The sequence below is a fragment of the Micromonospora sp. BQ32 genome, assembly GCF_059358895.1.
The window spans coordinates 88054-100561 of the sequence record NZ_JCADBI010000012.1 but is presented as its reverse complement, the minus strand read 5'-3'; the positions used below and the strand labels follow the sequence as shown (position 1 = coordinate 100561).

Annotated in this window: 13 protein-coding genes; 7 read left to right on the top strand and 6 right to left on the bottom strand. The window is 72.7% G+C overall.

Annotated features, from left to right (window positions below; translation table 11 throughout):
* Nucleotides 1–3: 3 nt before the first annotated feature.
* The 3 genes from AC5L30_RS22105 to AC5L30_RS22095 form a co-directional block, all read right to left on the bottom strand.
* Nucleotides 4–720: a GAP family protein gene (locus tag AC5L30_RS22105; RefSeq protein ID WP_494869526.1), complete on the bottom strand. Its 717-nt coding sequence runs from the start codon at nt 718–720 to the stop codon at nt 4–6.
* 166 nt (nt 721–886) lie between these two features.
* Nucleotides 887–1132, bottom strand: coding sequence for a flavin reductase (locus tag AC5L30_RS22100; RefSeq protein WP_494869525.1), 246 nt, complete (start codon nt 1130–1132; stop codon nt 887–889).
* Nucleotides 1129–1392 carry a hypothetical protein gene (locus AC5L30_RS22095; RefSeq protein ID WP_494869523.1) on the bottom strand — a complete coding sequence of 88 codons (264 nt, stop codon included), beginning with the start codon at nt 1390–1392 and terminating at the stop codon, nt 1129–1131. Before AC5L30_RS22095 ends, AC5L30_RS22100 begins: the two co-directional genes overlap by 4 nt.
* Nucleotides 1393–1649: 257 nt before the next feature.
* Here AC5L30_RS22095 and AC5L30_RS22090 point away from each other — a divergent pair, with 257 nt between their 5' ends.
* Together AC5L30_RS22090 and AC5L30_RS22085 are read left to right on the top strand one after the other, a co-directional pair.
* The gene (locus AC5L30_RS22090; protein ID WP_494869683.1) at nt 1650–2399 is read left to right on the top strand and encodes a Scr1 family TA system antitoxin-like transcriptional regulator; all 750 of its coding nucleotides are present in this window, start codon (nt 1650–1652) and stop codon (nt 2397–2399) included.
* Nucleotides 2387–2590, top strand: coding sequence for a DUF397 domain-containing protein (locus AC5L30_RS22085; protein ID WP_494869522.1), 204 nt, complete (start codon nt 2387–2389; stop codon nt 2588–2590). The genes AC5L30_RS22090 and AC5L30_RS22085 overlap by 13 nt, the downstream gene beginning before the upstream one ends.
* 124 nt (nt 2591–2714) lie before the next feature.
* Here AC5L30_RS22085 and AC5L30_RS22080 read toward each other — a convergent pair whose 3' ends face one another.
* The gene (locus AC5L30_RS22080) at nt 2715–3758 is read right to left on the bottom strand and encodes a DUF4192 domain-containing protein (RefSeq protein WP_494869521.1); all 1044 of its coding nucleotides are present in this window, start codon (nt 3756–3758) and stop codon (nt 2715–2717) included.
* 173 nt (nt 3759–3931) lie between these two features.
* On the opposite strand from AC5L30_RS22080, the gene AC5L30_RS22075 reads away from it, so the two are divergent.
* The 5 genes from AC5L30_RS22075 to AC5L30_RS22055 all read left to right on the top strand — a co-directional run bounded on the left by AC5L30_RS22075 (nt 3932) and on the right by AC5L30_RS22055 (nt 10612).
* Nucleotides 3932–4846: a fructosamine kinase family protein gene (locus AC5L30_RS22075; RefSeq protein ID WP_494869519.1), complete on the top strand. Its 915-nt coding sequence runs from the start codon at nt 3932–3934 to the stop codon at nt 4844–4846.
* The gene (moaA, locus tag AC5L30_RS22070) at nt 4843–5856 is read left to right on the top strand and encodes a GTP 3',8-cyclase MoaA (RefSeq protein ID WP_494869518.1); all 1014 of its coding nucleotides are present in this window, start codon (nt 4843–4845) and stop codon (nt 5854–5856) included. The genes AC5L30_RS22075 and moaA overlap by 4 nt, the downstream gene beginning before the upstream one ends.
* A gap of 2 nt (nt 5857–5858) precedes the next feature.
* Nucleotides 5859–6113 carry a MoaD/ThiS family protein gene (locus AC5L30_RS22065; RefSeq protein WP_494869682.1) on the top strand — a complete coding sequence of 85 codons (255 nt, stop codon included), beginning with the start codon at nt 5859–5861 and terminating at the stop codon, nt 6111–6113.
* Between the two features lie 13 nt (nt 6114–6126).
* The gene (locus AC5L30_RS22060; protein WP_494869517.1) at nt 6127–7371 is read left to right on the top strand and encodes a metallophosphoesterase; all 1245 of its coding nucleotides are present in this window, start codon (nt 6127–6129) and stop codon (nt 7369–7371) included.
* 61 nt (nt 7372–7432) lie between these two features.
* The gene (locus AC5L30_RS22055) at nt 7433–10612 is read left to right on the top strand and encodes a UvrD-helicase domain-containing protein (RefSeq protein ID WP_494869516.1); all 3180 of its coding nucleotides are present in this window, start codon (nt 7433–7435) and stop codon (nt 10610–10612) included.
* Nucleotides 10613–10782: 170 nt separating this feature from the next.
* On the opposite strand, the gene AC5L30_RS22050 is transcribed toward AC5L30_RS22055, so the two are convergent.
* Both AC5L30_RS22050 and AC5L30_RS22045 read right to left on the bottom strand, forming a co-directional pair.
* Entirely contained in the window at nt 10783–11436 is a 654-nt protein-coding gene (locus AC5L30_RS22050; RefSeq protein WP_494869515.1) for a prepilin peptidase, read from the bottom strand.
* Between the two features lie 10 nt (nt 11437–11446).
* Complete coding sequence (locus tag AC5L30_RS22045) at nt 11447–12451, bottom strand: EamA family transporter (RefSeq protein ID WP_494869513.1); 1005 nt, start codon at nt 12449–12451, stop codon at nt 11447–11449.
* Between the last annotated feature and the right edge of the window lie 57 nt (nt 12452–12508).

Here is a 12508-nt window from a genome sequence, read left to right as displayed (position 1 = left end):
CCGTCAGCGGCCGATCCGGTCGATCAGGTCGAAAAGGGCCAGCCGTGCGGCGGCGTCGCGGGCGATCAGGAAGCCGGCGATGCCGAGGATCCAGCCCAACGCGCTGCCCGCCTTCGTGACGATCCAGGTGTTCAGACGGGCCAGCACCGGCTCGACCAGTCGCGGGCGGGCCACCCTGGCACCCAGCAACAGCACCGCCGGCACCACCATGACCAGGCAGTACCCGGTGAGCAGCCCCACCACGCTCACCGCCCCCACCCCGGAGGTGGCCAACAGACCCACCGCACCGAGGTACGGGAGCATGGTCGCCACCTCGGCGAGCGCCGCGAGGAGCGCGAGCCCCACCAACCAGCGGGCCGACGAATCTCCGGCGGTGGCCCGGTCCCGCCAGCGCAACACACCACCGGTACGGGGGCGCCGCTTGCCGTCGTAGCGGAAGCTGAGCGCCAGCATTCCCACGCCCAGGACGAGTTGCGCCCAGAGGACAGCCGGGTTGTCCAGGGCGCCGCCCAGCGCGTCACCCAGCCTGCTGCCGCCCCAGACCAGCAGCAGCCCCACCGCGAGGTAGAACGCCGCAATGGTGGCGAGGTAGCCCAGGATCCGCCGGGCGTTGACCGGCCCGGGTGCGAGCAGCAGCCAGACCGGGATGAAGAGGGTGCCGATGCTGGTGCTGTCGATCAACGCCAGCCCGGCCAGCGACAGCAGCAACTCGGGGGTCATGTCGTACCAACGCGGAGATCAGCCACGAGATCATTCTCCGGCGGCAGCGGCCCGGCCGCGTCGGCCGTGGACAGGAGCAACGCGTACATCCTTCGACGGAGGTACCCGCCCCGGGCGATCGACCTCGGGGGACGAGGGATCAGCGCCGGGGCGGGAGTCGGCGGGGCTATCGAGCCTTGACCCAGCCGGTGAAACGTTCGGTCAGGCCCTCCGGAGTCTTGCCGCCGTACAGCTCGGTAAGGTGTTCGGTCGCTTCGGCTTGCAGTGCCTTCAGGTGCTCGATCAACTCGTCGGGTCGGCCGCGATACCGACCGAGCAGGCGCAGTTTCGCGGTCGAGCAGGGCCAGGCGATCCCGCAGGTACGGCAGCGCCACGCGGGCTTGAGCAGCGGGTGTTCCGCCTCCTCGGTCATCGGCCAGCCCCCACTGGTTCGCGCCGCGTCGGCGGGCCGGACGCCAACAGGTCGGCTCCTTCGCGGAGCACGAACAGCTCTCGTTTGGCCCGTGCGTCGCCATCCGGTCCCAGCTCGTACGCCTCGATCCAGGTCCAGCCGTGGTAGGTGTGGCGGTCGGTCAGCTCGCGGATGACCCGGACCGTGATGGGCTTGACGAACTGCGGGCTTGCCGCGCGGGACAGGCGTACGAGGTCACCGGCCTTCATCGTCCCGATCATCGCGGCACCGTTGGCGTGGCCCCGCGTGATGCGGGCCGGTCCATGAGCTTGTCCGGCATGTCTCCTCCTCGTCGTTGGGAGGGGCCGCCCCTGAGTGCTCGTCCACGAGGCGGCCCCGACACGAACGCGACCACCGGGTCTCGGGTAGTCCCCACCAATCGCGCCGTCTCAGACGCACACTTCCAAGGGTTGCCAGCCGAATACACTGCGTAGGAATATCTCCAGTGGACGTCTCGGACGTACTGGAGGAGAACCGGATGAACCGCGCCGTCGCTGAAGCCATGTCGAAATCCGGCCTGACCGCCGACAGTCTCGCCGCCCAGATCGGGGTTGATCCCAAGACGGCGGCCAAATGGGCGAACCCGGGACGGATTCCACAGACTCGACACCGGTCGAAGGTCGCCGAGGTCCTCGGCCGCGACGAGAGCGATCTCTGGCCCGACCTGTACAAGCGACGCGAGCCGGCGTGGTTCCGGCCCTGGACGGACATTGAGCGCGAGGCCGTGGGGCTGCGGTGGTACGAGTCCGCTGTTTTACCCGGCCTGCTGCAAACCGAGGCGTACGCGCGAGCCGTGTTGAGCAGCGGGCTCTGGGCCGACGACGACCTGGAGGCGCACGTGGAAACACGCCTCCGCCGGCAGGCCGCCGTGTTCGACCGGCCTCGCCCGCCGTTGAGCGTCTTCGTCATCGACGAGGCCGCGCTGCGGCGGGGAAGACCCGACATCATGGCTGACCAGCTCGATCATCTGATCGTGCTCGCCGAGCGGCCAGCGGTGATGATCCACGTCCTTCCCCTGACGGCTGGCTTCCACCCCGGCCAGGCCGGGCCGTTCGTCATCGCCAGCACGCCCGACGGCGGCGACGTCGGCTACCTCGACGACCAGGCGGCCGGACGCCTCAGTAATGACGTTGCTCCGCTCTGGGCGGTCTGGGATAGCGTGAGGTCGTTAGCGCTACCGCGAGACCTGACCATCGACCTGATGAGAGCGCGAGCATGGATGACCTGACCGGCGCCCGTTGGCGCAAGAGCACCCGCAGCAGCTCGAACGGCGGCGCGTGCGTCGAGGTGGCCGACAACCTGCCGGGTGTCGTGCTCGTACGCGACACCAAGGACCGGAACGGCGGCACGTTGACCTTCGAACCGGCCGCCTGGGCGGGCTTCGTGGGGCTGGCCAAGAAGATCGGCCCTGTCGGCTAGGGCCGCCCTGTCGCATGATCGACTCGGGTTTGCTGATATCGGGGTGTCCCGGTAGCGGGGATAACCCGATATCCGTGAAGCGGAGTCGAGACACCGCGCGCCGATGACTTCGTCGCCCTCCCGGTCAGCGGCGGCCACGTCGACTCCGTCTGCGGGGACGGATGACCCCGGGCATCCCGACCGACGGCCAGCCGTCCAGCTCGGCCGGGGGCACGCCGCGCCGGAGCAGGTCGTCCAGCAGCACGGCGAGCGAGTAGTCGGGGTGCAGGCTGAGCGTGCGTTCGAGCGCGACCGCCGCCAACGCGCCCTGCCCAGCCCGCCAGGCGGCGAACGCCAGCAGCGCGCCGGGAGCGGCGGCCACCTCCGGCTCGGCCCGGCGCAGCACGTCGGTCCAGAGGGCGATGTCCCGGTCCCGACCGTCGGTGCGCTCCCAGGCGTGATCGCGGACCGGCAGGTGGGTCATCAGCAGGGTCAGCCAGGCCACCTCGTCGTCATCGAGCCGCTCACCACGCCGCTGCCGGCGCTGGGCCTCGCGGACCGCCGCCACCCCGGCGGAGCGCAGCGCCCGAGCGCCGAGCAGGTCGCTCTCGGGCGCCTGCTCGACCAGCTCGGCCAGTCTCAGCTCGGCCCGGGCGGTGGCCGCGCGGGCCGCCTCCCTGGCCGGCCCGTCGACCGGTGCCACCTGCGCCACCAGGGCCGTCCGGTCGGGGAGTGCGACCTGGCCGGCGAAGACCGCCGAGGCGGTCACCCGGTTGGCGGTCGGGTCGTAGCGGCGACCCTCCGGCGGGCAGCAGTCGGGCTCGGTGCAGAGATAGGACCACCAGCGGCCGTCGGTGACCCGCAGCGCGTCGAGCACGTGCAGCCCGGTGTCGCTCAGCGCGTCGCGCACCGCGTCCACGGCCGGAGTGACCCGCTCCGGTTGCCCGTAACCCACCACGGTGGCGGCCTCCGCGCCCTGCCGGCGGATCACACCGGCCAGGTGCCCGGCCAGCCCGCCCGTATCGGTCGGGTCGGGCAGGTCCGCGCGGGCGGCGAAGACGATCTGCCGGCCGACCAGCGCCACGGCGACCACGCTGTCGGTGGGATGAAAGCCGAGCAGGTACGGCACGGCGGCGATCAGGTCGGCGGGTGAGCGGACGGCGAGCTGAGGGCGTTCGGTCGAGGTCATGTCGGAAGCCTGCGGCGGGCGTGCCGGGCCCTGCTACCCCTGTGGACGACACGCGGCTTATCCACAGTTACTGAGCGTGTTTTCCCTGCTCGCGCCACACCTACGAGTGCGGAAAGAACGCCGATGTCGTCGGGCGACACCTGGCTGTCGTAAGGAGCGGTTACCGTGCGCTGATGGACCTGGCGTACCTGCGCGCGCATCCGGCACACCTGCCCACCTTCCGGACCCATCAGCGGCTCCGGGAGACGCCGGTCGCCGGTGGAAACATCTGCGCCGCCGCCCGGCTCACCCTGGACGACGGCCACTCCGTCTTCGCCAAGTCCTGGCCGGAGGGCGCCGACCGACCGGCGCCGGAGGGCCTCTTCGCCGCCGAGGCCGCCGGCCTGCGCTGGCTGCGGGAGGCGGGCGCGGTGGCCGTACCCGAGGTGATCGTGGTGTTGCCGGAGCTGCTGGCGCTCGACTGGGTGGAGCCCGGCGAACCGACGCCGGAGGCCGCGGAGCGCTTCGGCCGAGAGTTGGCCGGGCTGCACCGGGCGGGCGCAACCGCCTTCGGTGCGACCTGGCCCGGCTTCATCGGCTCGCTCCCCCAGGACAACACCCCCACCGACGGGCGCTGGTCGACCTGGTTCGCCGAGCGCCGACTCGCCCCCTATCTGCGACGCTCGGTCGACGGTGGCGCGTTGACCAGCGCCGATGCCACGCTGGTCGAGCAGGTGATCGGTCGCCTCGACGGGCTCGGCGGCGACGAGCCGCCCGCGCGCATCCACGGCGACCTGTGGCCGGGCAACGTGCTGTGGGGGGCGGACGACCGGGCCTGGCTCATCGACCCGGCAGCGCACGGCGGGCACCGCGAGACGGATCTCGCCCAGCTCGCCCTCTTCGGCGGCATTCCCCACCTGGATCGGGTGCTGGCCGCCTACCAGGAGAGTTGGCCGCTACCGGACGGCTGGCGTGAGCGCGTGCCCCTGCATCAGCTCCAGGTGCTGCTCGTGCACACCGCGCTCTTCGGCGCCAGCTACCGAGATGTGGTCGTCCAGACCGCCCGTGCCGTCCTGAGCCGGGCCGAGCGCGCTACGGTCGACAGGTGAGCGTCGCCCCGAGGACCGATGGCGTCCTCGTCGACCGGTACGGCCGTGTCGCCCGGGACCTGCGCGTGTCCCTCACCGACAAGTGCAACCTGCGCTGCACCTACTGCATGCCGGCGGAAGGGCTGCCCTGGCTGGCCGGCCCCGAGCTGCTGACCGAAGAGGAGATCGTCCGGCTGGTCCGGGTGGCTGTCGAGCTGCTCGGCGTGACCGAGGTGCGGTTCACCGGCGGTGAGCCGCTGATCCGATCCGGGCTGGTCGACATCGTGGCGGCGGTCGCCGCCCTCGACCCCCGCCCCCGGGTCTCGCTGACCACCAACGGCATCGGCCTGGACCGGCTGGCCCCGGCGTTGCGGGCGGCCGGCCTGGATCGGGTGAACGTCTCACTGGACACCCTGGACCCGGGCCGGTTCACCACGCTGACCCGCCGCCCCCGCCTCGACGCGGTGCTGGCCGGGCTCGCCGGGGCGGCGGCCGCCGGGCTCAGCCCTGTGAAGATCAATTCAGTGCTGATGCGGGGTGTCAACGAGGACGAGGCGCCGGCACTGCTCCGCTTCGCCCTCGATCACGACTACCAGCTGCGGATCATCGAGCAGATGCCGCTGGACGCCCAGCACGGTTGGGCCCGCGACACCATGGTCACCGCCGAGGAGATCCTGGCGTCCCTGCGCACCGCCTTCGATCTCAGCCCGGACCCGGCCGAGCGCGGCGCGGCACCGGCGGAGACCTGGCTGGTCGACGGAGGCCCGGCCCGGGTCGGTGTGATCGCCAGCGTCACCCGCCCCTTCTGCGGGGACTGCGACCGCACCCGGCTGACCGCCGACGGTCAGGTCCGCGCCTGCCTCTTCGCCACCGAGGAGTCGGATCTGCGCGCCGCGCTCCGCACCGGCGCGGACGACGACGAGTTGGCTCGACGCTGGCGTACCGCGATGTGGGGCAAGCGTGCCGGGCACGGCATCGACGACCCCACCTTCCTCCAGCCGACCCGCCCGATGTCCGCAATCGGCGGATGAGCATGCCGGGGACACCGCTGACCGTCCGCTACTTCGCCGGTGCCCGCGCCGCCGCCGGCCGCGCCGAGGAGGCCATTCCCGGCGGGCGGTCACTCGACGACCTCACGGCCGAGTTGACCCGGCGCCACGGCGACCGACTCGCCGCGGTGCTGCGGGTGGCGAGTTTCCTCGTGAACGGCGTCACCTGTCATGATCGTCGGGCACCCCTGCCGGCCGGGGCCACGATCGATGTCCTGCCCCCGTTCGCGGGCGGCTGAGGGAGGCGCACACATGATGGCTGTTCTGGGGTTCGTGGCTGTCCTGGCGCTGGTCACCGGTCTCATCCACCTCTACCTGTGGAAGCGGCTCGTCCGGGACACCACCACGCCGGGCCGCTGGCGACGGATCGGCGGGATCGCCGCCCTGGTGCTGGCCCTGCTCGTGCCGGTCACCCTCGCCGGGACGCAGGCCGGGCTCTACTGGCTCGCCTGGCCGGGCTACCTGTGGCTCGCGCTGATGTTCTACCTGCTGGTCGTACTGGTCGTGCTGGAAGTCCCGATGCTGGTCACCCGACTGGTGCTGCGTCGCCGGGTGGTTGCCGCGGAGCCCACCACCGCCGCGCCCGAGCCGGTGCTGGTCGGTGCCGCCGGGCCGACCGAGCCGCCGGCCGCCGGCGCCGTCGCGGCACCGGACCACGACCCGTCCCGTCGGTTGCTGCTGGCCCGTGGGGCAGCCATCTTCGCCGGCCTCACCGCCACCGGCGTCACCGGGTACGGCATCCGCACGGCGCTCGGCCCGCCCCAGCTCGACCGGGTGCGGATCCCGCTGGCCAAACTCCCCCGCAGCATGGACGGCCTGCGCATCGCCACCGTCTCCGACATCCACCTCGGCCCGCTGCGCGGGCGGGCGCACACCGAGCGGATCGTCGCCGCGATCAACCGGCTCGACGCGGACATCGTCGCGGTCGTCGGTGACCTGGTCGACGGGTCCGTGGCCGAGCTCGGCCCGGCCGCCGCGCCGCTGCGCGACCTGCGCTCCCGCTACGGCAGCTTCTTCGTCACCGGCAACCACGAGTACTACTCCGGCGTGGAGGAGTGGGTCCAGGAGGTCGACCGGCTCGGTCTGCGGGTGCTGCAGAACCGGCGGCAGGAGATCCAGGCCCGGGGCGGTGTGCTCGACCTGGCCGGCGTGAACGACCTCACCGCGGTGGGCACCGGCCTCGCCGCCGGGCCGGACTTCGCCGCTGCTCTCGGCGACCGCGACCCGAGCCGTCCCGTGGTCCTGCTCGCGCACCAGCCCCTGGCGGCCAAGGAGGCGGCCCGCTACGGCGTCGACCTGCAACTGTCCGGGCACACCCACGGCGGGCAGATGGTGCCGTTCAACCTGGCCGTCAAGCTGGAGCAGCCCGTGGTCAGCGGGCTCGGCGAGGTCGACGGCACCAAGGTCTACGTGACCAACGGCGCCGGTTTCTGGGGGCCGCCGGTCCGGGTCGGCGCGGAGCCGCAGATCAGTCTGGTCGAGCTGCGCTCGGCATAGCGGAGGTCACGTCCGCGCGTGGCGGCGGGTGGCCGGCGCGGCGGGCGTGACAGGATGCGGCGTGCCCCCGTTCAGCGCCGTACCCCCCGGTGGCCTACCGCCATTCGTCGCGGACCTGCACATCCACTCGAAGTACTCGCGCGCGTGCAGCCGTGACCTCACCCTGCCGAACCTCGCGTGGTGGGCCCGGCGTAAGGGCATCGGCCTGCTCGGCACCGGCGACTTCACCCACCCCGCCTGGTACGACCACCTGCGGGAGACGCTGCGCCCGGCCGAACCGGGGCTCTACCGGCTCGACCCGGAGGCGGAACGGGACATCGCCCGTCGGCTCCCACCCCGGCTCGCCGGGACGGCGGAGGCGGACCCGGTCCGCTTCATGCTGAGCGTGGAGATCTCCACCATCTACAAGCGGGACGACCGGACCCGCAAGGTGCACCACCTGATCTACCTGCCGGATCTGGACGCGGTGGCCCGGTTCAACACCGCGCTCGGCCGGATCGGCAACCTCGGCTCCGACGGCCGGCCGATTCTCGGACTGGACTCCCGCGACCTGCTGGAGATCACCCTGGAGGCCAGCCCGGACGGCTACCTGGTGCCGGCGCACATCTGGACGCCCTGGTTCTCCGCGCTGGGCTCGAAGTCCGGCTTCGACGCGATCGCGGACTGCTACGCCGACCTGGCCGAGCACATCTTCGCCGTGGAGACCGGGCTCTCCTCCGACCCGGCGATGAACTGGCGGGTCGGCAGCCTGGACGGCTACCAGCTGGTGTCCAACTCGGACGCGCACTCGCCGCCGGCGCTCGGCCGGGAGGCGACCGTACTGACCGCCGAACGGGACTACTTCGCCGTTCGGGAGGCGCTGCGTACCGGTGACGGCCTGGCCGGCACCATCGAGTTCTTCCCGGAGGAGGGCAAGTACCACGCGGACGGGCACCGACTGTGCGGGGTCAACTGGTCTCCGGAGCGCACCCGGGCCGCCGACGGGCGCTGCCCCGAGTGCGGCAAACCCCTCACCGTGGGTGTCCTCAGCCGGATCGAGGAGCTGGCCGACCGCCCGGACGGGCACCGGCCGGCACACGCCCGGGACGTCACCCACCTGGTGCCGCTGGCCGAGATCCTCGGCGAGATCAACAAGGTGGGTGCCCGGTCGAAGAAGGTCGAGGGGCGGCTCAACGAGCTGCTGGCCGCACTCGGCCCCGAGCTGGAGATCCTGACCACGACGCCGCTGACCGACATCGCGCAGGCCGGCGGTGAGCTGCTCGCGGAGGGCATCGGGCGACTGCGGCGCGGCGACGTCCGCCGGGTGCCCGGTTACGACGGCGAGTACGGCGTGATCACGCTCTTCGACCCGGCCGAGCTGGGCGCGCAGGAGACCCTGTTCGACGTACCGGTGCCGGCGCAGCGACGGCCCACGGAGCCGGCTCCCCGAGTCGCGGCCAAGCGCCCGGCGGCGGCGAAGGTGGAGCCGAAGCGGAAGCCGGCCCCGACGCCCGCGCCGCCGATCGCGTCGCCGCCGTCCCCGCACGAGCCGTTCGAGCCGATGCTCTCCGGTATGGAGGAGGTCGGCACCGGCCTGCTGGACCGACTGGACGCCATGCAGCGGGTGGCCGCCTCCGCCCCCGGCGGCCCGCTGCTCATCGTGGCCGGCCCGGGCACCGGCAAGACCAGGACGCTCACCCACCGGATCGCGTACCTCTGCGCGGAGCTGAACGTCTTTCCCGAGCACTGTCTCGCGATCACGTTCACCCGCCGGGCCGCCGAGGAGTTGCGGCACCGCCTCGACGGCCTGCTCGGCCCGGTCGCCGAGGACGTCACCGTGGGCACGTTCCACGCGCTGGGGTTGACCATCCTGCGGGAGAACGCGGACGCGGCGGGCCTCCCGGCCGACTTTCGGATCGCCGACGACGCCGAGCGGGCCGCCGCCCGCACCGAGGCCGGCGACGACAGCGTCGCCTACACCTCACTGCTGCGTAAGCAGGACCTGGTCGACCTGGACGAGCTGGTGAGCCTGCCGGTGGAGCTGCTGCGGGCCGACCGGAAGTTGGTCGAGCGGTACCGGGACCGCTGGCGGTGGATCTTCGTGGACGAGTACCAGGACGTCGACGAGGTGCAGTACGAGCTGCTTCGGCTGCTCAGCCCCGCCGACGGCAACCTCTGCGCGATCGGCGACCCGGACCAGGCGATCTACTCGTTCCGAGGTGCCGACGTCGGCTACTTCCTGCGCTTCTCCGAGGACTTCACCGACGCCCGACTGGTCCGGCTCAACCGCAACTACCGCTCGTCGGCTCCGATCCTGGCCGCCGCCGTGCAGGCCATCGCACCGTCCTCGCTGGTCCGAGGTCGACGACTGGACCCGGCCCGGCTCGACCCGGAGGCCCCGCTGGTCGGGCGCTACCCGGCGGCGTCCGTGGTCGAGGAGGCCGACTTTGTGGTGCGTACCGTCGACGACCTGGTCGGCGGCCTGTCGCACCGCTCGCTGGACTCGGGCCGCATCGACGGCCGGTCCACCTCGCTGTCGTTCTCCGACATCGCCGTGCTGTACCGCACCGACGCGCAGGCCGCCCCGATCGTGGACGCCCTGACCCGGGCCAACATCCCCGTGCAGAAGCGTTCCCACGACCGGCTGCGGGATCGGCCCGGGGTGGCGGCCATCGCCCGCGAGCTGCGGCACGCCGACGGTCTGGCCGGCTCACTGGCCGCCCGGGTACGGCTGGCCGGCCAGGTGGTCGCCGAGCGGTTCGCCGTGCCCACCCTGGACGGCGCGGCCAGCGCGGTCCGCCCCGAGGACGTCCGCTCGGCCGTGGACCTGCTGACCCCGTTGGCCCGACGCTGCGGCGACGACCTGGAGACCTTCCTGTCGCAGTTGGCCACCGGCGCGGAGGTGGACGCGCTCGACCCGCGCGCCGAGGCGGTCACGCTGCTCACGCTGCACGCCGCGAAGGGCCTGGAGTTTCCGGTGGTCTTCCTGGTCGGCGTCGAGGACGGGCTGCTGCCGCTGCGCTGGCCGGGCTCGACGCCCGACGAGGACGCCGTGGCCGAGGAGCGCCGGCTCTTCTTCGTCGGCCTGACCCGGGCCCAGGACCGGCTGTACGTCAGTCACGCCGCCCGGCGCACCCGGCACGGTACCGAGCGCGACTGCGCCCCCTCGCCGTTCCTCGGCACCATCGACCCCGGCCTCTTCGAACGCTTCGGCGAAGCCGAACCCCGCCGCCCCAAGGACCGCCAACTCCGCCTGATCTAACCCACCCCGCACCCCGCGGGCCCCGCGCCCGCGCCCGCGCCCGCGCCCGCGCCCGCGCCCGCCGATCTTGCACTTTCGGTCGTCGTTGTGCGGGGCATGCACCTTATGTCGGTGCAGAAACTGCAAGATCGACAAAGTCGTGGGCGAGGAGCGGGGGTGGGCGGGGCGGGTTAGGCGAGGAGGGCGGCGAGCCAGGCGCCGGTGAGCAGGGCCGGGCCGAGGGGCAGCAGGGTGTTCCGGTGCACCTTTCGGGCAGCAAGGAGACCGAGCACCAGGCCGCCGTGCAGCAGGTGTGGCAGGAGCAGCCCGGTGAGCAGGGCATCCCGGCCCAACCAGCCGAGCGGCAGGCCGAGGACGGCGGCGAGTTTCACGTCCCCGAAGCCCAGTCGTGAGCCGGGCAGCAGGGCCAGCAGCACGTGCGCCACGCCCGCGACCGCCGCACCACCCAGCGCGCCGGGCAGCCGGCCGGGAGTGCCGGACAGCAACGCCACAGCGGTCAGACCCCCGAGGGCCAGCATCCCGGCGACGAGGACCAACGGGTCGGGCAGCCGCAGGCAGGCCAGATCGACCCGCGCCAGCACCAGACCGACCGCCGCGACCGCGAGGAAGACCGGCAGCGCCGGGTCGTCACCCACGGCGACGGCAAGGCCGACAAAGACGCTGGCCGCCACCATCGGGTCGACCCAGGGCCGCCGGACCGGCTGCGGCCCCGGAAACGCCCATGGCCGGGCGTCCGCCGTGGCGAAGCGCCGCGACACCAGGGGTACGACGAGACCGACCAACGCGCCGAGCAGCGCGGTCGACACCAGCGCGGCGGCCGACATGGGCCGGACGTTACTGGCGGTCGCGCGCCAGCGTGGCCCCCGATCGTGATCCCGTGCCCGCCCGACGCGGCCGTTCGGTGGTCACCACCAGGGCGACCCCGGCGACGATGACGGCGCCGCCGAGCAGCACCTGCGCAGTGATCGGCTCGGCCACCAGCAAAGCGCCGAGCGCCACCGCGACCGCCGGATTCACGTAGGCGTACGTCGACACCAGCGAGATCGGCGCGTTGTGCAGCAGCCAGACGTACGCGGTGAAGGCCACCAGCGAGCCGGCCACCATGAGGTAGCCCAGCGCCAACCAGGACCGGGTGCTGACCGCCGCCGGGTGGAAGTCGGCCAGTTCGCCCCGACCGGCGGCGACGACGACCAGCACCAGCGCGCCGGCCAGCATCTCGTACACCGTGGCCACGAAGGGGTCGGCGGGCATCCGGATCCGTCCGGACAGGAACGACCCCACCGACCAGGAGGTGGCCGCCGCCACCACGGTCAACGCCCCGAGCAGCGGCACCGCGGCCGAACCACCGCCGGGCAGCACCAGCAGGATGAGGCCGACGAAGCCCAGGGTGACCCCGGCGAACGTCCAGACCGGCGGCCGGTCCCCGGTGGCCGAGCGCAACAGCACCACCAGCAGCGGCACCGTGGCCACCAGCAGCGCGGCGATCCCGGACGGCACCGCCACACCCGGCGGCCCCGATTCGGCGAGCACCACCAGGCCGTTGCCACCGGCGAGCAGGAGCACCCCGACCAACGCGGCCGAGCCGAGTTGCCGTCGGTCCACCCGCAGCGCGCCGGGGCCTCGACGCAGGCGCAGCACGACCGCCAGGATCAGACCGGCCACGGCGAACCGGAGCGCGGCCGACAGCAGCGGAGGCAGCGTCTCCACGGTGATCCGGATGGCCAGATAGGTCGACCCCCAGAGCAGGTAGACCACGATCAACGCGGTCCAGATCAGGGTCGGGGTGGTGCTGGCGCGACGGTCGCCGAGGACCGTGGCGCTCGGTGAAGGTGAGCTCATCAGTCGACCACGCTACGGTGACCTCGGAGTCCGCGTCGCGCTTTGGTGGCCGGCCTC